Source organism: Kitasatospora sp. NPDC085464 (assembly GCF_044541955.1).
In the GTDB taxonomy this organism is placed as follows: domain Bacteria; phylum Actinomycetota; class Actinomycetes; order Streptomycetales; family Streptomycetaceae; genus Kitasatospora.
In genome coordinates, this window is the sequence record NZ_JBITTM010000032.1 from 18,883 (window position 1) to 36,535 (window position 17,653).

A 17,653-nucleotide genomic window follows, 5' to 3' on the forward strand; every position below is an offset into this window, starting at 1 on the left:
GGCAGGGGGAAGGGAAGGTCGGTGGGGTGGAGGTCAGGCGTTGGCGCGGTCCAGCAGCGCGTTGGCCTTCTGCCGGTAGCCGTCCTTGAGGTCGCGGTCGGACACCGCGTCGGCCTTGGCCAGGTAGGCGTTGGCTTCGGCGATGAGCCGCTGCGCGTCGGCGCTGCGGGCGCTGTCCTCCTGGGCGGCGGTGCGCGTCAGCGCGGGCCCGCCGGGCAGAGGCTGGGCCTTGAGGGTCTCCAGCTCGCCGTTGGCCTTCACCAGGTCCGCTTCCAGCGACTTCATGCGCTCTTCGGATGCGGTCGTGGCCTCTGCAACGGCGGACTTCACCAGCTCGGCGATGTCAGCCTTCGTGATCTGCGGTTCGGGGGTGGCGGTGTCGTTCTTGTGCAGGTCTGCGGTGTCGGAGAACTCCATGGCGGTGCCGGCCTGCTCGGCCTCCTCGCGGGCGGAGAACCACTTCAGGGCGCTCACGGCGTCGAGGAGGGTAGCGATGTCGCAGGCCTCGCTGAGGTTGCCCATCGCCAGGGACTCGGCCTCGCTGATGATCAGCGCGGCGATGATGGCGATGGCCTGCTGGGCGCCGTTGATGTCGCTGCTCTCGTCCTCACCGTCGGCGGCCGCCGGGGCGGCGGTGTCGGCCTTGATGAGGGCGCGGGCCTGGACGATGACCTCGGCGGCGCGCAGCACCGTCTCGGGGTCGGCGGCTGCGGTGGTTGCGGGTGCCGGGGCGGTGCCGGTGCCGGCCGCAGGCTGCGGCTCGGGGGCAGCGGCAGGCTCCGAGGCCGGGGTCGCCGGGGTCTCGACCAGCGCCGCGTCGGGCACGGCCGCGAGCGTTCCGGTGTCGTCGGCCTTGGCGACCTGGATGCCGCACTCGGGGTTGGCCGGGCGGTCCACGACGGAGACTTCGATGATCTCTCCGTCGGTGACGAGGCCGTTCGGTGCGTCGGGGTGCCCGAACTCGACGCGCGGGTTCTTGATCCCGACGCTGAAGCCCTTCAGGACACCGGTCTCGACCTTGGCGACGGCGACGGGGTCCACGATGCGGGCGGCGAGGTGGTGCTTGCCGTCGTCGCCCTTGCTGAGGCCGACGCCGACGCCGACGGCGCGCTTGCTGTCGTGCTGCTCACGGACGTTGCCGCCCTCGGACATCCAGGCGGGCATGGCCCGGTCGAGCCAGTCCTGGTCCAGGCGCTGCTTGTCGCGGTCGAGGGCACTGGTGGCGGCCGGGCCGTAGACGAGGAGCGTGCCGTCGGGCTGCTTCTCGGACTTGGTGATCGGCGACCAGGCGTAGGAAACGTTCAAGGGTCCCCTCCTTCTGGTTGGGGGCTGAGGCGGTGGTGGGTAGCCCCGCGTCAGGCGGGGAGGAGGCTGCAGCGGCAGCTGGGGTGCAGCGGCGGGGCCGTGACGCCGGAGGGGAAGGCCTGGCCGAGCTGGAGCGAGCCGGCGTCCTCGTTGTCCAGGCACGCGGTGCACGGTTCGTCTTCGCAGGTCCACTGGACGTTGCTGACGCCTGCGCCTTGGTAGATGCTGGTGGTGGCAGCGGACTGGCCGTGCAGCAGCTCGGTGAGGGCGAGCGCGCGGGCCCACGGGGCGTCGGCGGTCGCGGTGCGAAGCTCGTCGGCGAGCTGGCTGGCGGTGGTGCCCGTGTTCTTCGTCCCGGCCAGGGCCTGGGCGATGCGGCGCAGTCGGCTCGTTGCGATCTCGCGGGCCTGACTGGCGGCCTGCGCCTGGTGGGCCGCCAGGTCGTGTCGGCTGGTCGCGGTCAAGGTGCGGGTGGCCGCGGCCTCATCACCGGGCGTCCAGTTGAAGGTGGCTGTGCTTTCGCCTGCGACGGCGGCTGTGGCCGCGGCGCTGCCGATCGCCCAGCCCTCGGTGCGCAGGCCGAGGACGAGGTCGGTGATGACCGGGTTCAGGTCGATCCCCTGGCCGGTGAGCCAGCCGCTGGCCTGGGCCAGGTCCCAGTCGTCGGTCTTGGCCAGGTGGGTGTGGGTGATCCAGGCCGCTGCGAGGGCATCCCAGTCGAGTGCGCCGGCCAAGGCCTGCGTGATGCGCGGTGCCCACGCGGCGGCGGTGGTGGTGTCGCGGCCCCAGCCCGGCCAGACAGCCGGGCTACCGGCTTTTGGGTCCGGTTCACCGCCGTCCGCGAACACGACCGGTGCGCCCTGCAGGTCGGGGGCGTCGGCCTTGGTGACGGTGCTGAAGGTGAACGGCCGGCTGGGGCGCGGGTTGCGGCGGGCCCAGCGACGGTAGGCGGCCAGTTCGGTCTTCACCGCCTGGCCTCGGGCGCCGTCTTCCTGAGCGCTGCCATCGTCCCCGGCGAGCGCGTCGGGGTCCTCGAACCGGTCGATGACACCGTTGCCGTCGGCGTCGGTGGCGGGCGGGGCCTGAACGGGGCCCACGGTCTCACCGGCCGGTGCGAGCCGGGCAGCGCCTTCGAGGAACACGACGCCGCGCTGTGTCATGAGCATCGGCATGTCAGCCTCGGGGAAGGGGTAGCGGGGCAAGCCGCGCAGGTCCCGGTCCTCGTTGAGGGTGGTGCGGCCCCACTGCACGCGTTCCTGTGCGACGGCGTCGGCTGCGGCGTCGTCTTCGTCCTCGAGGCCGAGGATGCGGAACTCGAGCTGTGGAGCCATGCGCAGGTGCCGGTGGGAGATGCTGGTGATCAGCTTCTGCAGCCATCGGTAGTCAGGCAGAGTGGAGGAACGTTCCTGCACTTCGGCCTGGCCCTCGTGGTAGCCGGTGCTGCCGAGGCCTCCGGGTTCGGTGAAGTTCAGCTCGGGCAGCGTGACGCCGAAGTGCGAGCTGAGCAGCCGGATGAGGAACAGGTCGTACTCGGGCTTGTACCTCTCGGCGACGTCGCTGTTGGTGGCGAGGTCGATGCCGGGCGGCAGCATTCGCATGCGGTGCCGGTCGGCGTGCTGGCCGGACCACATGTCGTTGATCGCGGTCTCGTACTCACGGACCTGGGCCGGGGTCCAGCCGACGGCGTCCGAGGACATCTTGAGGAATCCGGTCGGGACGGTGCCGTCGGTGTACTCCGAGCGGATCCAGTTGCGACGCTGCAGCCACACGTCGAGGTCGGTCAGGCACTGCTCGACTGCGGAGAACCCGTACGGGGTGAACGAGCGGACGTTGCGCCGCTTGTAGATCAGGGTGTCGTCGTTGTACGGGTTCAGGATGTTCTTGTCGTCGTCGGTGTCCGCGGTGTACTCCCCGCGGGGGAATCCCCACAGCAGCTGCTGGTAGGCCGGGTTCGGCGGTAGCGGCTTGCCACCGCGGTGGTCCCGCAGGACCTTGATCGTGGAGCCGTCCACGATCTCCATGGCGTACAGGTCCCCGCCTCGGGTGCGGCGCGGGTAGATCGCGATCGCGTCGAGGACCAGATGTTCCTCGAGTAGCTTGGCGATCCAGTCGGGCCACTCTTCGTCCTGGCCGGGGTCCGGCCGGGACCAGAACGCGGTGCACCGGGCGATCTCGGGTCCGAGAGCGCGTCGCAGATCGGCTTCGATCTCCGCGCGGGGGGCGGACGGGTTCGCGGCCTGGGCGTGGGCGATCGCGTCCTTGGAGATGACGATCGCCCAGTCCAGTGAGACCACGTGGGACTTGCGGATCTCGATGCACCGGCGAGGCAGACCGACCTCGGCGGAGTCGCGCAGCACCTTCCACGGCACCAGGCGGTCGGTGATGCCGGGAAGGTTGACGCTGACCGGGTACTCGGAGAAGCGCGGCGGGGTGCGGCCGGTGTCGGGGTTGACCGGGTCGAACGCGGTCGGCAGCAGCGGCATGCCGGGGCCGAAGGCGACCATGGGCTCGATACGCGGCAACGGGTTGAACGAACCCGTGGTGCCGGCGCCGAGCTGGGTGGAGGCGAGGAGCGCTGCGACCTGCTCCGACGAGAAGGTGTGGACGGCCGACGCCTGCGTGGACTTCTCCAGGGCGGGGGCGCTACTGCCCGTCGGCTCGGTCGCCGGGGTCGGGGTCTTCTTGCGGGGGAAGGGCCATCGGGCCATGCGGTGCCCTCCCATCGAGGTAGTCCAGGGGGGTTCCCGGTGCGGGTCGGGGTATCGAGGTGTAGGAGTCGAGCCAGCCCAGGGCGCGGTCGGCGCTGTTCGATCCGGCGAGGAGCCGGTGCAGGGCCTGGGTCATCGCGTCGACCTGGTCGTCGTGCGAGGCGTTCGGGAAGCCGGCGGTCTCTTCGAGGAAGGAGCCGATCCACGGGGCGATCTCGGGCGCGGGAAGCCAGACGACTCCGCTCTCCACGAACGGCGCGACGGAGGAGGCGCGCGCGAACTTGGACTCCTTCGGGGTGACCGGGATCAGCCCGGGCACGGTGGAGCGCAGTTGCGAGATGACGGCAGGCCCGTTCGCCCGGTCTTCGACCAACTTCGCGTGGGCCTGCGGCCAGCGCTTGGACAGGGCGGTGACGGCGCGGCAGGTGGCGGGGAAGTCGAGGCGGTCGCAGATCTGGTCCATGAGGTAGACCTGGCCGTTGATCTTCGCCCAGACCTGTCCGACGACGAAGTCCCCGGTCCTGGAGTCCTTGAAGGTCATGTCCCAGGACTGGATGACCTCGGTGGCGTTCGGGATCCAGTACGACCCGTCGGCGCGTTGGTCCGCCTTCGGAGCCTGGTACCAGCGCCAGTGGTCGCGGCGGAACAGCCCGCCCTCGGCCGGCGCGGGGCGCCCCTGGTAGAGCGAGGTCCAGGTGCGGGCGCCGACGTCCCGCTTGGTGGACTCCCAGTCAGCGACGCCGCGGCCACGAGCTGAGACCAGGTACTCGCCGGGCTTCCGGCCGAGCGGGTCGTCAGCGGCTTCGGCCTGCGCCGGGATGTTGACGTAGGTCCACTCCCCGATGGTCTTGTCCGCTGCCAGGAGGCGGCCCGCGAGATCGTCCTCGTGCCACCTGGTGAGGACGACGATCACGGCGGTTTCGGGACCGAAACGGGTGCGTGCGGTGTCGACCCAGAAGTCCCAGACCTTCTCCCGCTGCACCAGCGACTCGGCCTCGGCGCGGCCCTTGATCGGGTCGTCAATGATGAGCACGTCAACAGGGCGGCCGGTCAGGGCACCGGCGATGCCGACGGAATAGACACCGCCAGCATGGTCCTCGAGCTGCCACTCGTGGGCTGCTCCGGTGTCGTGGCGCACGCGCAGCCCGAACAGGTCCGTATTGGCGGAGATGTCGTTGCGGATGGCGCGGCCCCACCGGCGGGCGGTGCCGAACTCGTAGCTGGCGATTGCGATGCGCAGGTCGGGATTGCGGGCGAGGAGCCACGCGGGGAAGGTGCGGCTGACGCGCTGGCTCTTGCCTTCCTGCGGGGGCATCGTCCAGATGAGCCGCCGGGTCTTGCCAGCCGCGACGTCCATGAGGTTGCGGTCGAGCAGTTCCAGGGCGGGCGTGGCGACCACGCGCGGGTCGAGGGCCTTCGCCAGGTCGTGCGGGGTGGGGAACCGGTCGGTGGCCTGTGACAGGCCCTCCAGGCGGGAGGCGGCCAGGGCCAGGGCGTCGGCGAAATCGACCACGCTTCACCTCCCCCTTCCCGACGGGTGAGCAGGCTGCGTCAGATGGCCGCCTCGGGCAGAGGCAGGGCACGTTGGGTGGTGATCTCCCACATCAGTCGGCCCGTGTTCTCGGTGCCGAGCCGCTGTCGTGGTCGGCTGGGCGTGTTCCAGCCGGGGCGTGGGCGGCGGCGAGCAACCAGCCGCCAGCCAGCGGCGCGCAGACTCGTTCCGCTCTCCGCTTCCTGGGTGTAGGTCACCACCCGCTCGTAACCTGCAGCCCGGGCGGTCCGCCACGCTGCGCCGTAGAGCGCAGAGCAGGCGTTCGCGGTCCCGTCGGTAGCCAGGCGTGTGACCTCCAGGGTCAGGCCGTCGTCCAGCATCCGGGCCAACGGTCGCCCGATGATCGCGACGCCGACGACCTGTTCGTCAGGCTCGGCGACGACAGCGAGGGAGAACTTGTGACCCTGCGGTGGCGCGTGATGGCGGTGGTGGTCGGCGACGAACGCACACGCTGCTGCGAAGCTCAGGGGGCGGATCCGCAGGCGTCGTTGAGCGAGGCCAGACATTCGACCACCCCCTGCGGGTTCCCAGCGTGGGGGCGCCGAAGGCGCACGAGTCAGACCGCCGGTACGGCGCGGAGATGTCGGGCGGCAACGGCTCGGGCTTCGGCCGCGTCGGTGCCGGTAACCCCGGCGTGGGAGAGCGCGGCTTCGAGGGCGGACAGGACGAGTTCGGCCTGCCGCTCAGTGATCCGGGCCATTCGGTCTTCGATGCCGAGCTGGGCAATGCGCGCGAGGATCGCCGCGGCTCGGTCCATGGCCCGCTCGTACAACGCGACCTCGGCGCGCAGCTGCTCGGCGCCGCCGGCGCCTTCGTACCGGAGGCGGTCTTGAAGCCGGTTGACGATCTTCCCGAGGGCTTCCTGCCAGGCCAGGGCCTGACCGGCGAGCTTGCCGAGCGCGGCGAAGGGGTCTTCGACGGCCTGCACGCGCATGTCGGCGAGCATCTGGTTGGCCTGGTGCTCGGCCATCTCGCTGGCGGCGCGCATCCGGTGCGCCGCCGTGTTGCCACCGTGGTACTTGCAGGGGCCGAACCCGGCGTGGTCGGTGCCCATGCCGGCCTTCTGGCCGCAGGTACGGGACGGGTCACCGCGCAGGCGCGCCCCGCAGCGGGGGAAATCCCACTGGTCCGGGGGGCGGCGGTTCTGGGTCCACTCGCCGGTCTCCCGGTACTGACTTCGGGTCCTACTCAATCCCGGCTCCTCTGGTTCACGCGGAGCAGGCGCTGGCGGCGGTCGCCGATGTCGAGGGCCAGGCGGGCGGCGTTGAGGTCGCCCTTGAGGGCTTCCTTCCAGGCGACGGTGTGCAGCTTGTCCAGGCGCAGGACCTCGAGGATCAGGGCGGGGTCGATGCTCTGTCCGTCGTAGTGGGTGGCGGCGACTTCCTGAGCGGCTTCGATCGCGTCGACGGGGTCGGTGAAGCCGAGCCGGTCCGCGATGGTGTCCCAGTCGACGCCGGCAAGCTTCAGGTTGAGAGCGGTGACGGCCCGCTGGTGGTTGTTGTCGCTGGCAGCAGGCATGGGTCCCCCGATCTCTAGGCAGAAACAATGTCCATGTGGCATGGACTGTCGAGAGTGCACACCGTAACTTTGTCTATGTCGGCGCTACACTGTCGGTATGAGCGCTGCAGACAAGCCCGACGACGAACGAGCAGAGCTGCTCGAGCAGCTGAACACCAAGCCGTACTGGACGTACGACGACATCGCCGTGTACTGGGACATGAAGCCGAAGTCGGTACGCACCTACCGCTTCACGCGCGCCGGCTTCCTGCCGGATCCGGACGACACGATCAACCGGGCGCCGGTGTGGGAGCCGGACACGATCCGCAACCATCCGCGCCCGGGGGCGCAGGAGCAGGCGCCGGACACCGAACGTGAGAGGCAACTGGAGGAGCTCAACCGCAAGGACACCTGGACGATGCAGGATGTCGCCACGTACTGGGGCATCAGTGTGGAGTCGGTTCGCAAGTACCGCATTCGGCCCGGTGTCTTGCCGGAGGCGACGATGGTCAGCCGTACTCCGACGTGGCCAGCCGATGTGATCCGCAACTACCAGCGCCCGGGCCGCGGGGCCGGCGGCGGCCGCAAGCGCAAGGACGTGTCCCAGTGAACGTCCTCGTCGAGGTCGGTCAGGTCTGGCAGGACGTCAGCAGCCGGTCGGGCGGCCGCCGCCTGCGGGTCGACGCGGTGGACGCGACGCACGCGACGCTTCAGCCGGTCGCGGTGACGCCGCAGAACGCTGTCGTGGCTCTTCCTCAGCGCGCAACTCGGATCCGGCTCGACCGCTTCGAGCCCCACCGGCTGAGGCTACTCCTGGGCGAGCGCGTCCCGACTGCCTCGGCCCAGGCCTCGCCCATGGTACTGACGGTCCGACAGCCGTGGGCCTGGGCGATCATCCACGCGGGGAAGGACATCGAGAACCGCAGTCGGCTCACTCGCCTGCGCGGCACGTTGCTGATCCACGCAGGCCGCCGATGGGCAGACGCGGGCGAAGCCGCGCTGAAGGCCCGCGGCATCGACGTGCCGGCCGAAGCCCGGCGCTACGGGCACATCGTCGGAGCGGTCACGGTCACCGGCAGCACGCAGGACTCGGCCTCGTCGTGGGCCGTGCCGGGCATGTGGCACTGGGAGCTCACCCAGCCGATAGCCGCCGACCAGCTCGTCATGTGCCAGGGGAAGCTGGGCATGTTCCGGGCTCCCGACACCTGGAGGGACGCGTTCGCCGGGTCAGCGCTTGGCCGGCGGCTGGTACTCGAAGGAGCGGGTCAGTAGGCGGCGGGGGTCAGCGAACCGGGCGCGCAAGGCGGGCGACACACTGCGCGAGCGCAGGTTGCTGCGGCCGCCGGGCTTCTCGTTCTCACGCCACCGCGGTGAGCGCAGGCAGTAGGCGATGACGGCCGGGTGCGCGATGACGCGCCGGAACCGGTAGCCCTGCTCGTGCAGTGACTGACCGACGAACTCGACCATCTTCCCGGCGATGCCCAGGCCCTGGAAGTCCGGCAGGACGACCGTGCGGTGGGCCATCTTCATGTCCCGGATCCTGGAGTGCGGCAGGTGGATGTACGAGGTGAACGCGACCAACTGCCCGTCGATCCAGCCGCCGAAGCACTGAGCGGACTTCGCGAGGTCGGCGCTCAGATAGTGATGACGGCTGAAGGTGGGCCAGACGGCTCGGTCCACGCGGTGAATCCGGAGCTCAAGCGCGGGGTGGGGTTGAACCTGCCTCCACGCGAAAGTGCCGGCCGCGACGTCGTACACCCAGTCGGGCTGCAGCCAGTCCTCCACGTCGTAGTGGCAGGTGACGGCGACCAACTGGCGCTTCTGGCGGCGGACCGTCTTCTGCACCGTGTGCGAGGCGACCTTGGCGACCTGCCGGTCCACGACGGAGGTGAACTCATCGATGACGACGGTGTCGGCGTCGTCGGTCTCGGCCAGGGCCCGGGCGATCGTCGCGCGGAAGGCTTCGCCGTTGGACAGGGTGTGGTGGGGGCGCAGCCAGGCCGGCGGGGAGGACAGGCCGACGGCGTTGAGGAGCGCGACGATCTGCCGCACGCTCATCTTGGCCGGGAAGTCGTCCAGCAGGCTGCGGTCGGCCGACCAGTCGTAGGTGGTGGCGAGCTGCTCCGGCCACAGGTGCCGGGCGAGGGTCGACTTGCCGGACCCGGACGGGCCGACGATCAGGCCGACGTTCCAGTCCTTGTCTTCCAGGGGCAGGTCGGCATCCCAGGAGAGTGTGGTCTTCTGCTCCACGGGGACGTCGAACAGGCCGCTGGCCTGGAGGACCCGGGCGCTGGAGTGGATCGGGGTCGAGACTTCGATGTGGGCGCGCATGAGGGCTCCGTCAGGTGATGAGGGCTCGGACGTGCCGGCCTTCGGCGCTGAGGCGGTCGAGAAGCTCGACCTGCTCGTCCTCGTTGGCGCACGTCACGATGACGCCCCACAGGCCGTGGTCGTCGTCGCCCTGGTCGGCGTCGCCTTCGATCGCGGCGGAGGTGGCCGCGTCGTCGTCGGCGAGGAGCTGGTCGAGGTCGGCGGTGGTGTAGCCGGTGCCGTCCAGGCCGCCGTCGTCGGCCATGGCTTGCAGGAGTTCGGCGAGGGCGTCGTCATCGAACGTGCCGAGCTCGGAGAGCCGGTTGTCGGCGAGGTTGATGCGGCGCGCGTCGGCGTCGGTGCAGGTGATGACCTCACAGCGGGCGGTTTTCTCGCCGTTGGCCTTGAGAGCCTGGAGCGTGTGGTTGCCGGCCAGGACGATCAGGGCGCTGCCGGTGTCGCGGACGACGAGGGAGCGGTACTGGCCGGTCTTGCGCAGCGACTGCTGGATCGCGGGGACATCGCCGCGCTTGGCGTTGCCGGGGTACGGACTCAGGTCTCGCAGGGGAACAGCGCGGGTCTCTACGTACTCGACGGCCATGGCGCTCCCTCCTCTCTGGGGGTGGGGTGCCACGACGGCCGCCAGCGCGGGCGCGTCCGGACCGGAGCCGTAGCCGGGAAGCTCGGCGGCGGCCGTCGTGGCGGTCGGGGGGTTACGGCGCGGCGGTGGCCGCGGTCTCCGGGGTGGTCGGGCTCGTGGTCGCGGCGGCCGGGTCCACCGCCGCCGGATCCTGGTCCGGGGTGGTCGGCGCGGTGGGGGCCGGGTCCGGGGCGTCGCCCAGGACGTTCTTGAGGGCGGTCACGAGGTCCGAGAGTGCCTGGTGCGCCTCGGTGGTGCCGGTCTTGAGGACCGGCTCGGCCGCGGCCAGGGCGTCGGCGAACAGCGACTTGGTCTGGGCGATGGTGTCGGCCTTCGCGGCGTCCAGGACCGGCGACAGGGCGGAGGCCAGGGAGTGGACCAGGGTCTCCAGCGTGGTGGCCTCGTTCTTGCCGGCGCCGAGCAGGTCGGCCTTGATGTGCTCGGCGATGGTGCGCAGGTGGCCGGAGAGGCTGTGCCCCTCGTCCTCCAGCTTGTCGATGGCGTCGTGGAGCGCGTCGAGAACGGACATGGTGGTTCCTCACGATGGTGGGTGGGTGTTGGTCGCCCGCGTCCGGCGGGGTGGACTTCCTTGCGGGTGTGGGTGTCCACGCGCGCCGCCGGACGCGGGCCGTCTACGGGGTCGTGGGGCGACCGGTCAGACGGCCAGGAGACGGCCGTTGGAGTAGGCGTTGGCCCAGAACACGGCGCGGTCCAGGCGCTTGGCGTCGACGCGGGCCTGGCCGGAGGTCGGGGTGACGGCGCCCAGGACGTTCCTCGGGCGGCGCGGCAGCCGGTGCGTGGCGTGGACGGCCGGGGGCGGGCCGAACAGGTCGCGGCGCTGGCGGCGGTTGCGGGTGGGCTGCGGGTCGCGGTGCACGGCAGCGGCGCGATCCTCACGGCGTCGGCGGCGGCGCTCGGCGCGGGACAGGGTGGCAGTGGTGGTGTCGACGGCCGGGTCGGTGTCCAAGGGGGCTCCCAGGTCGGTGGCGGGAATGCGAAAACCTCCGCACCCGCAGGGGTGGGAGGTCTGTGAAGGCTGGAGGCGGGGTCTACTCCGTGGTCACCAGGACCTGGACGCCGGCCGGGACGGTGATCCGCACGGTGGGCGGCAGGGGGATCGACGCGAAGAACAGCGCCGTGCTGGCGCGCTCTTCGACTGCCAGCGGCTCGTCCTCGGCCTCCGGCTCCTCGGGCTCGGGCTCGGCCAGGGCCTTCTCCAGCGTCTTCCGGAGCTGGCGGGAGCGGTTCTCCGCGCTCTCGTAGACGCCGCTGATCCATTCAGCCTTGCGCTCGCCGGAGCGGACGGAGCGGATCTCCTCGTCGGCGCTGTCCAGCGCGTCGAGCATCCAGTGCTCCGCGTTGTCGACGGCTACGACGCGGTACGCGGCCTCACCGGCCAGCGGAATGCCGCCGATGCCGCCGCGGCCGCTCAGGGCGTAGACACCGAAGCCACCGTAGGCGCCGTCCAGGCGGTGACCGAACAGCTGCGAACCGGTCTCGGCGTAGATCAGGTACTGGCCGTCGTTGTACGCGGAGTGCTTCTCGTCCGGGTTGGCGCGCTCGACCAGGACGACCTTGCCGGTGTACGTGGTGGTCATGTGAGGGGTCCTTCGTTCGGGAGGGGCCTGCGTCGGAAGGGGTCGGCCGCCGTGGACCCCTCAGTCACGGCGGCCGACGTCAAAGGCCCCGCCGGATCGGTTGCGTCCGCGCGGGGCCTGCTTGTGGGTGTCCGACGTCAAGTGGGCTCGGTCGGATGGTGGCGGCGAGGCCTGGCCTGACGGTCACTCGGGTGCGGCAAAGCCGATCTTCAGCTTCGGCGGCTTGGGAGCGCTGTCGCCGAGCAGCCTGCGGGCGGCCTCTTCGGCCTGTTTCAGGAGCTTCGGGTCGGCGCCGTCGATCTCGATGGTGACGGTGTTCTCGCCACGGGTCGCGGTGAGCCGCATGCAGGGCCCTCGCTCTCGTCTCGCTGGGCAGGAGGTGGCCGTGCGGGTGCCGGGGTGTTTCCCGGGGAAACAGATGGCCGGCGGGAGTCGAACCCGCGGGCCGCCCGGTTTGACCGGGCGAGGTCAGCCAGTCGTACTCGTCTGGCCTGGGCTCCCCACCGAGGATTCGAACCTCGACTCGCAGGTCCAGAGCCTGCTGTGCTGCCGGTTACACCAGCGGGGATCGAGCACGGTCGGCAGGATTCGAACCTGCGGCACTCCGGGTTGGAGCCGGATGCTCTGGCCAGCCTGAGCTACGACCGCTTGGCGGAAGGTGCGAGAGTTGAACTCGCCGCGGTGTCACCCGCCACGCTTTTCGAGAGCGCTTGGCACGCCACATGCCGGACCTTCCAGGGGGCTTCCAACGGCCGTGCCCTGACGGGCCGGTGGTTGTGGAAGCCGGCGGAGGATGCAGGGATCGAACCTGCGCGGGGTGTCACCCCCGACGACGGCTTAGCAAGCCGCTGCCTTCCCGCTCGGCCAATCCTCCGTGACGCTGGCAGGACTCGAACCTGCAACCTGCGGCCCCTCAGACCGCCGCCTCTGCCTGGTTGGGCTACAGCGCCTTGCGTAGCGTCGGTGCGATTCGAACGCACACTGAACCGGTCCTGAACCGGGTCCCTCTGCCGTTGGGGTACGACGCCTTGGGGTGATCGGCGGGATTCGAACCCGCAACATCCGCGACCACAACGCGGTGCTCTAGCCGTTGAGCTACGATCACAGTGCGCTGCCGAGGAATCGAACCTCGCGAGCCCGAAGGCGCAGGGGTTACAGCCCCGCTTGTGTCCCAGCACTCAACGCGTGGTCGCACCGGCGGGATTCGAACCCGCGACCTGCGGCTTATGAGGCCGCCGAGCTGACCGAGCTGCTCTACGGTGCTGTGAATGAGCGTATGGACCGGGTAGGTGGATGGCCACGGATTTTCGGTGACCTGCCTGGTGCTCGGCAGTAGGGAGATTCACTGAAACCCCCAGAAGTCGAACCGGATCCGGCCCTGGTCGTCACGTGAGAAGAACCCGTGGTCATCCCGCAGGGCTTGGTAGACGGCCCGCGGTACGCGCTGCGGGGGCTTGGCCAGGTCGGGGTCCGGGGGCAGCAGCTGGGGCGGCAGCGTTCGGATCAGACGCGGGCACACGTCGTCCAGCAGCGTCTGCGGGAAGGGCTCCAGCTCGCCGTCGAAGGGGCCGCCTCGCAGGAACGCGGTCTCGTCGGTCGGACTGCCGTGGGACCGTTCCGGGGAGTGCCGCTCGGCCTCGAGGAGGTTGGCACGGCCCGCGCCTCGCGGATCGGTCTCGCGGTACTGGCCCCACGTTCCTCGGTACCGGCCCCCGAGGTCGTGAGCGACCTTGGCCACCACTTCGTGCCAGGGGTAGGCGACCCAACCCGCCGGAAGGCCCGTCATGAGGAACTTCCCGCAGCAGGGCGCCACGAACTCGATCATCAGGTCAACCTGCGGCAGGAGCCACAGATCGTGCACGTGACCGTCAGCCATGGCGCAGCAGGTTCCACAGATCGCCGGGGGTGACGTAACCGGGCCAGCGGCCGTCGTTGAACAGCTCGACGCCGGCGCGCCGGTAGGCCTCGTCCGCGAGCTGGCTGCAGATCATGTGACCGCTGTCGGAGATGTACCGGCGCAGGCCGGGCGCCGGGATGTGGAAGCGGTGCGCGGCGAGGGCGGCGTAGTCGAGCGCGCTGTACGGGGTACCGCGGAGGCTGCGGGCGGCGGCGGCGATCTTCTCGCGCTGGTCGTCCGTCAGCGGCGGGGAGACGTAGACGACATCGCGGTCCGCGTACTCGGTGAGCGGTCGCAGGACGGCTCCGCCGGGCTGCGCTTCGATCAGTTCGAGGTCGCCGTTCTCGCCCGGGCCGACGACGACGAAGGCGTGCTCGAAGCGGGAGAAGCCGGAGCCGGTGAGCCACTGGCCGGCTCGGATGAGGCTGCCGACCGGGCCGAGGATGGAGGTCAGGCCGATGTCGCCCGGGCGGGGCTGCTGCTGGATCATGCTGCCTCCTTCAGTTCCGGCCGGCGGTGGTCGCGGGGACGATGGGGGGCCAGTGCCAGTGGCCGGGTTCGTGACCGTGCTCGCGGTTGGGGAGCCAGAGGGTGCCGGGTCCGTCGAGGAACACCTGGAGGTTGACGGTGTTGCCTTCGGCCCGGACGACGATCGCGGGCAGGACGTCGCCGATGCTGTGCGAGGCAGTCTCGGGGAGCGGCCTGTGCGCGGGCTCCTGGGCACGGTGGCGGTGCAGGTCTTCGACGGAGAGACGGTAGTGAACGACGCGGCCGGTCGACGGGGAAGGATGCACCGGGGCGCCTCCTTCCGGTGTGTCAGGTGTGCTGGACGGCCTGGTAGGTCAGGCAGGGCCAGGGCGCGGGCTCGGCGCCTTCCAGGCCGTCGTACTGCTCGCAGTGGGAGCAGGCGGGCTGGTGTCGGCCGGCCTCGGGGCGGTGGAGGTCGAGCACGGCGACGGCTGCGGGATTGTCCTGGTGCTGCTGCCGGAGCTGCTGCCACTGGGTGGCCGCCTGATCGGTGTCGGCGGCGACCTTCTCGGCGAGCCGGGCCTGGGCCTGGGCGTAGCAGTCGGCGTGCGGATCCGGCAGGTGGCGGCGGAACGGCGTCGCGCCGGCGGCGAGTGAGGGCAGCTCAGCGCCGCAGGGGCAGATCCGGGGGGTGATGAGCAGCGAGCTGGTGGGCACGACGAGGTCGTACGCGGCGATGCCCGTCACGCCGCGACCGGGACGGCGGTCTTGAGCGGGGGTGCGGCGATCTCGCCGCGGGCGACGGGCTGCAGCTCGCGCCAGTCGTAGAGGCCGTCATAGCTGGTGATGCGGCCCTCGGATGCCCAGCGGCGGACGGTGCCGATGGGGCGCTTCACGAGGTGGGCGGCGTCGGCTCCGGTGACGAGCACGGGGGCGGCAGGGGCAGTGGGCAAAGGGACCTCCCTTCGCGGGGTGGTGGAAGCACGAAGGGCCGCCCCGGCGGTTTCACGGGGCGGCCCTTCGTGGTGCAGAAGTTCCAGTAGACCAAATACTGGATTCGGTCTGACTGGATGTCAACCCCCTTTCCGAAGATTCTTTCGGAAAGGCCCGGGGCTCGCGGCCCGGGTCTCAGCTGGTCCTGCCCACCGTGTTCACTGGCCGCAGCGGCAGGTTCTTGCCCCAGCGGTGTGCCCGCACGGTCACGGGCCCGTGGTTCGGGCACTCCCCCAGCTCCTCCACGAGCGCACGGTGCTGACGCGGGGTTCGGCAGTGGTTCTGCCGGGTGCGCTCTTCCACCTCGCGCCCGTACTGCGGCGTCCACGTCCGGCCCGACTTCTCGTCCTCCGCTGCGCGCTGCGAGGGGACCAGCGGTTTCGGCTCCTCCAGGTCCACGACGGTCACGCGGTCCACCGTGCGGACCCGCTTCGTCTTGCCCTTGCCCTGCTTCACGGGCCGCTCGCGGCGGGGGACCTCGATCTCCCGGCCGACGATCGGCTGTCCGTCCAGGTCGGCTACCTTGTCGAGCAGCATCTTCAAGATCGCGAGTGCCTCGATAGCGCCCCGCGCCCAGGCCAGTCGTGAGCCGGCCTCTGGGGCGGTCGCCAGCTGCTGGCCCATCCGCAGCAGCAGTTCGTCTTCCCACTCCAGCGGCGAGTCGTGCTCGCGGAAGGCGCGCAGCTCGGCCGCCGGCGCCCACAGCTTGCGGTCCGGGCTGACCTGCGCGCCCTCGGGCAGCGACTTGAGTAGCGCTCCCGTCGGCACCCAGAATGTGAACCACAGCCACTCCTGGAACTTGCCGTCCTCGTCGCGCTCGGGCCGGAACAGCCCGACCGGGATCGTGCGCCCGTCGACCAGCTCCAGGCGCCCGGCCTCGCCGAAGACCTCCGCGGCTTCCTCGTCGCTGACTCCGGCGTTGCGCTTGTACCACCACTGTTCGTCGCGTTCCGGCGTCGGCACCGTGTCCTTCGCCCAGCCGCCCTTGAACGGGCCCCAGGAGACTGCGACGACCGGGATCACCGGGTGGTGGGTGCAGTGGTCCCATTCCTTCGAGTAGTACGCCCCCAGCGGGCCGGAGAACACAACGAGGCCGCTGCGGGAGGGCAGCCGGTCGAAGGACAGCGGCTTGTCGAGTGCTGTCGTGGCCGCTGCTCGGGCGCGGGCGGTCACTCGGGGACCGACGAACCAGACCCGCCCCTTCGACAGCCGCTCTTCTTCCTGGACGGCCAGCACCCGCACGGCACGCTGGGTGTCGTTGATCGCCGGCCCGATCGTGCCTCGCCCGTTCTCGATCATCCTGGCCGTCTCCTGTGCGACGGTGGGCAGGCTCAGCATCTCGGTCATCCGGTCTCGCCAGCGCGGGACGTGGTCGGCAGCCGGGGCGTTCCACCACGGCGCGCTCCCAGCGACATCGGCGACCACCGGTAGCGTCCCGAACTCGTCTTCCACGACCTCACCGCTGTCCACGGGCGGGCCGGGCCAGGATGGCAGCGGACCCATACGGGTCTCGGAGCGGATCGCCTCCGGCCCTCCGGGGCGGAACACGAGCCCCGCGGCCCTGCTGGGGCGCAGTAGCTCACCGCCTTCTGACAGGAGCTCGGCCATCCTGGCGCCCATATGCGCCACCAGATGGCAGGCCGGGACGATCAGGTTCTGGCTCTGCTCGAATGCCGCCGCGAGCCGGTCCTTCACCACCTGTGGCCGGCCGGCCGCCAGGTGCACGGCGCAGCGCTGCAGGTGGAACGCGGCCTTCGCTGCGCCCGGGTACATCCGCTGCGCTACGTCGGGCGTGTAGCCGAGTTCGGTCAGACGGGCGGTGTAGGTGTCCGCGTCGTCGGTGTGGGTGAGGTCGATGACGTCCAGTGCACCGTCCGGTCGGCGCGGGGTCTTCGTCGGCATGCGGTGGTGCAGGGCGTCAAGCAGGCCGAAGACGACGCCGACGCCGAGGTCGGCCTTCATCACCTCGTTGATGGTCTGGGCGATCTCGAATGGCTGGTGGCGGAACGCGGCGTCGGTCAGCCGGTCGCACAGCACTGCCTGGAGTTCGTCGTGGGCGAGTTTGCGCGGCCGCTTCGCTGCACCGGTGGCGAGGGCCAGGCATTCGGAGGCGAGCTGGAGGGCGGGTACCACCAGGTCCTCGTCGGCTTCGAGGCCTTCGTGCAGGATGCGGATCGCGCTCTCACCGGTGCCGGAGGCGTGAAGGCGGGTCGCAGCGTCCTGGAGGAGGTCGGCGGCCTCGCGCACGTTGGGGTAGAGCTCCCAGGCTTCGTCGATGGTGCCGCCACGGTCGATCATCGCGATGGCGAACTCGCTGGGCCCGGTGACTTGTCCGAGGCGTCGGATGTCAGCGATGCCGTGGACGTTGCGGTACTCGGGCGGGGCGGACTTCAGGACTGCGGCAAGCATCGCGGCCAGCACTTCGGGGTGCAGTTCGTCGCGGACCGCTGCTTCGACGGTGCTGGTGAACAGGCCGATGTCGGCCTTGGCTGCTGCTGCGCCGAACTCGGCGGCGAGTCGGGCGACCTTTGCGCCGCGCTGCGCCAGGTCGGTCTGCTCCATGGGGTTGTTGCTCCTCGTTCTTGGTGCGGGCCACGGCCACCTCGCACACGTTGAGTGTTTCTCAGGCGTCACTGACAGTCCGGGCTCTCCCGTCGGCCCGGGCGCCGCACGGGAGCCCGCGCG

The 17,653-nt window shown here is 70.6% G+C and carries 20 protein-coding genes and 9 tRNA genes; 2 read left to right on the forward strand and 27 right to left on the reverse strand.

Features of this window, described 5'->3' with window-relative positions; translation table 11 throughout:
* Positions 1 to 33: 33 nt before the first annotated feature.
* The 6 genes from ACIGG8_RS26865 to ACIGG8_RS26890 form a co-directional block, all read right to left on the reverse strand.
* Entirely contained in the window at positions 34 to 1,305 is a 1,272-nt protein-coding gene (locus tag ACIGG8_RS26865; protein WP_396551381.1) for a hypothetical protein, read from the reverse strand.
* Positions 1,306 to 1,355: 50 nt separating this feature from the next.
* The gene (locus ACIGG8_RS26870; protein WP_396551382.1) at positions 1,356 to 4,013 is read right to left on the reverse strand and encodes a phage head morphogenesis protein; all 2,658 of its coding nucleotides are present in this window, start codon (positions 4,011 to 4,013) and stop codon (positions 1,356 to 1,358) included.
* Positions 3,949 to 5,526 (reverse strand): phage terminase large subunit, encoded by a 1,578-nt coding sequence (gene terL / locus ACIGG8_RS26875; protein WP_396551383.1) that lies wholly within the window; start codon positions 5,524 to 5,526, stop codon positions 3,949 to 3,951. Before terL ends, ACIGG8_RS26870 begins: the two co-directional genes overlap by 65 nt.
* A gap of 38 nt (positions 5,527 to 5,564) precedes the next feature.
* Positions 5,565 to 6,071, reverse strand: a complete 507-nt coding sequence (locus ACIGG8_RS26880; RefSeq protein WP_396551384.1) for an XF1762 family protein — start codon at positions 6,069 to 6,071, stop codon at positions 5,565 to 5,567.
* A 50-nt stretch (positions 6,072 to 6,121) separates the two neighbouring features.
* On the reverse strand, positions 6,122 to 6,619 hold the full coding sequence (locus ACIGG8_RS26885; protein ID WP_396551385.1) for a hypothetical protein: 498 nt from the start codon (positions 6,617 to 6,619) through the stop codon (positions 6,122 to 6,124).
* A 134-nt stretch (positions 6,620 to 6,753) separates the two neighbouring features.
* On the reverse strand, positions 6,754 to 7,083 hold the full coding sequence (locus ACIGG8_RS26890; protein WP_396551386.1) for a hypothetical protein: 330 nt from the start codon (positions 7,081 to 7,083) through the stop codon (positions 6,754 to 6,756).
* Positions 7,084 to 7,180: 97 nt separating this feature from the next.
* On the opposite strand from ACIGG8_RS26890, the gene ACIGG8_RS26895 reads away from it, so the two are divergent.
* Together ACIGG8_RS26895 and ACIGG8_RS26900 are read left to right on the forward strand one after the other, a co-directional pair.
* Positions 7,181 to 7,672, forward strand: a complete 492-nt coding sequence (locus tag ACIGG8_RS26895) for a hypothetical protein (RefSeq protein WP_396551387.1) — start codon at positions 7,181 to 7,183, stop codon at positions 7,670 to 7,672.
* Entirely contained in the window at positions 7,669 to 8,334 is a 666-nt protein-coding gene (locus tag ACIGG8_RS26900) for a hypothetical protein (RefSeq protein WP_396551388.1), read from the forward strand. Before ACIGG8_RS26895 ends, ACIGG8_RS26900 begins: the two co-directional genes overlap by 4 nt.
* On the opposite strand, the gene ACIGG8_RS26905 is transcribed toward ACIGG8_RS26900, so the two are convergent.
* From ACIGG8_RS26905 to ACIGG8_RS27005, 21 genes are all read right to left on the reverse strand, one after another.
* Positions 8,290 to 9,393 (reverse strand): GNAT family N-acetyltransferase, encoded by a 1,104-nt coding sequence (locus tag ACIGG8_RS26905; RefSeq protein ID WP_396551389.1) that lies wholly within the window; start codon positions 9,391 to 9,393, stop codon positions 8,290 to 8,292. The two genes, ACIGG8_RS26900 and ACIGG8_RS26905, sit on opposite strands and share 45 nt — an antisense overlap.
* 10 nt (positions 9,394 to 9,403) lie before the next feature.
* Positions 9,404 to 9,973, reverse strand: a complete 570-nt coding sequence (locus ACIGG8_RS26910) for a ParB N-terminal domain-containing protein (RefSeq protein ID WP_396551390.1) — start codon at positions 9,971 to 9,973, stop codon at positions 9,404 to 9,406.
* Between the two features lie 112 nt (positions 9,974 to 10,085).
* A complete protein-coding gene (locus ACIGG8_RS26915; RefSeq protein WP_396551391.1) occupies positions 10,086 to 10,541 on the reverse strand; it encodes a hypothetical protein in 456 nt (151 codons plus the stop codon).
* A 126-nt stretch (positions 10,542 to 10,667) separates the two neighbouring features.
* On the reverse strand, positions 10,668 to 10,979 hold the full coding sequence (locus tag ACIGG8_RS26920; RefSeq protein ID WP_396551392.1) for a hypothetical protein: 312 nt from the start codon (positions 10,977 to 10,979) through the stop codon (positions 10,668 to 10,670).
* Positions 10,980 to 11,061: 82 nt separating this feature from the next.
* The gene (locus ACIGG8_RS26925; RefSeq protein WP_396551393.1) at positions 11,062 to 11,610 is read right to left on the reverse strand and encodes a hypothetical protein; all 549 of its coding nucleotides are present in this window, start codon (positions 11,608 to 11,610) and stop codon (positions 11,062 to 11,064) included.
* A 183-nt stretch (positions 11,611 to 11,793) separates the two neighbouring features.
* Positions 11,794 to 11,955 (reverse strand): hypothetical protein, encoded by a 162-nt coding sequence (locus ACIGG8_RS26930; RefSeq protein WP_396551394.1) that lies wholly within the window; start codon positions 11,953 to 11,955, stop codon positions 11,794 to 11,796.
* A 74-nt stretch (positions 11,956 to 12,029) separates the two neighbouring features.
* A tRNA-Leu gene (locus ACIGG8_RS26935) sits at positions 12,030 to 12,102 on the reverse strand.
* Positions 12,103 to 12,106: 4 nt separating this feature from the next.
* A tRNA-Gln gene (locus ACIGG8_RS26940) sits at positions 12,107 to 12,178 on the reverse strand.
* Positions 12,179 to 12,183: 5 nt separating this feature from the next.
* A tRNA-Trp gene (locus ACIGG8_RS26945) sits at positions 12,184 to 12,258 on the reverse strand.
* 1 nt (position 12,259) lies between these two features.
* Positions 12,260 to 12,346, reverse strand: a tRNA-Ser gene (locus ACIGG8_RS26950).
* Between the two features lie 51 nt (positions 12,347 to 12,397).
* A tRNA-Ser gene (locus ACIGG8_RS26955) sits at positions 12,398 to 12,484 on the reverse strand.
* 1 nt (position 12,485) lies between these two features.
* A tRNA-Leu gene (locus ACIGG8_RS26960) sits at positions 12,486 to 12,560 on the reverse strand.
* Positions 12,561 to 12,565: 5 nt separating this feature from the next.
* Positions 12,566 to 12,638 (reverse strand) — tRNA-Leu (locus ACIGG8_RS26965).
* Position 12,639: 1 nt separating this feature from the next.
* Positions 12,640 to 12,715, reverse strand: a tRNA-His gene (locus ACIGG8_RS26970).
* A gap of 81 nt (positions 12,716 to 12,796) precedes the next feature.
* Positions 12,797 to 12,874: transfer RNA gene (locus tag ACIGG8_RS26975), tRNA-Met, on the reverse strand.
* A gap of 78 nt (positions 12,875 to 12,952) precedes the next feature.
* Positions 12,953 to 13,486 carry a hypothetical protein gene (locus tag ACIGG8_RS26980; RefSeq protein ID WP_396551395.1) on the reverse strand — a complete coding sequence of 178 codons (534 nt, stop codon included), beginning with the start codon at positions 13,484 to 13,486 and terminating at the stop codon, positions 12,953 to 12,955.
* Positions 13,479 to 13,997 (reverse strand): hypothetical protein, encoded by a 519-nt coding sequence (locus ACIGG8_RS26985; RefSeq protein ID WP_396551396.1) that lies wholly within the window; start codon positions 13,995 to 13,997, stop codon positions 13,479 to 13,481. The genes ACIGG8_RS26980 and ACIGG8_RS26985 overlap by 8 nt, the downstream gene beginning before the upstream one ends.
* A gap of 10 nt (positions 13,998 to 14,007) precedes the next feature.
* A complete protein-coding gene (locus ACIGG8_RS26990) occupies positions 14,008 to 14,301 on the reverse strand; it encodes a hypothetical protein (RefSeq protein ID WP_396551397.1) in 294 nt (97 codons plus the stop codon).
* 22 nt (positions 14,302 to 14,323) lie between these two features.
* Positions 14,324 to 14,722 (reverse strand): hypothetical protein, encoded by a 399-nt coding sequence (locus ACIGG8_RS26995; RefSeq protein WP_396551398.1) that lies wholly within the window; start codon positions 14,720 to 14,722, stop codon positions 14,324 to 14,326.
* Positions 14,719 to 14,928: a DNA-binding protein gene (locus ACIGG8_RS27000; RefSeq protein ID WP_396551399.1), complete on the reverse strand. Its 210-nt coding sequence runs from the start codon at positions 14,926 to 14,928 to the stop codon at positions 14,719 to 14,721. Before ACIGG8_RS27000 ends, ACIGG8_RS26995 begins: the two co-directional genes overlap by 4 nt.
* Positions 14,929 to 15,103: 175 nt before the next feature.
* Positions 15,104 to 17,530 (reverse strand): hypothetical protein, encoded by a 2,427-nt coding sequence (locus ACIGG8_RS27005; protein WP_396551400.1) that lies wholly within the window; start codon positions 17,528 to 17,530, stop codon positions 15,104 to 15,106.
* Between the last annotated feature and the right edge of the window lie 123 nt (positions 17,531 to 17,653).

Bases quoted from the DNA above. Each gene is read 5' to 3' on its own strand.
- ACIGG8_RS26880 (WP_396551384.1), bottom strand. From the start codon at position 6,071: ATGTCTGGCCTCGCTCAACGACGCCTGCGGATCCGCCCCCTGAGCTTC.
- ACIGG8_RS26905 (WP_396551389.1), bottom strand. From the start codon at position 9,393: ATGCGCGCCCACATCGAAGTCTCGACCCCGATCCACTCCAGCGCCCGG.
- ACIGG8_RS26915 (WP_396551391.1), bottom strand. From the start codon at position 10,541: ATGTCCGTTCTCGACGCGCTCCACGACGCCATCGACAAGCTGGAGGAC.
- ACIGG8_RS26910 (WP_396551390.1), bottom strand. From the start codon at position 9,973: ATGGCCGTCGAGTACGTAGAGACCCGCGCTGTTCCCCTGCGAGACCTG.
- ACIGG8_RS26870 (WP_396551382.1), bottom strand. From the start codon at position 4,013: ATGGCCCGATGGCCCTTCCCCCGCAAGAAGACCCCGACCCCGGCGACC.
- ACIGG8_RS26885 (WP_396551385.1), bottom strand. From the start codon at position 6,619: ATGGGCACCGACCACGCCGGGTTCGGCCCCTGCAAGTACCACGGTGGC.
- ACIGG8_RS26980 (WP_396551395.1), bottom strand. From the start codon at position 13,486: ATGGCTGACGGTCACGTGCACGATCTGTGGCTCCTGCCGCAGGTTGAC.
- ACIGG8_RS26930 (WP_396551394.1), bottom strand. From the start codon at position 11,955: ATGCGGCTCACCGCGACCCGTGGCGAGAACACCGTCACCATCGAGATC.
- ACIGG8_RS26890 (WP_396551386.1), bottom strand. From the start codon at position 7,083: ATGCCTGCTGCCAGCGACAACAACCACCAGCGGGCCGTCACCGCTCTC.
- ACIGG8_RS27005 (WP_396551400.1), bottom strand. From the start codon at position 17,530: ATGGAGCAGACCGACCTGGCGCAGCGCGGCGCAAAGGTCGCCCGACTC.
- ACIGG8_RS26925 (WP_396551393.1), bottom strand. From the start codon at position 11,610: ATGACCACCACGTACACCGGCAAGGTCGTCCTGGTCGAGCGCGCCAAC.
- ACIGG8_RS26895 (WP_396551387.1), top strand. From the start codon at position 7,181: ATGAGCGCTGCAGACAAGCCCGACGACGAACGAGCAGAGCTGCTCGAG.
- ACIGG8_RS26985 (WP_396551396.1), bottom strand. From the start codon at position 13,997: ATGATCCAGCAGCAGCCCCGCCCGGGCGACATCGGCCTGACCTCCATC.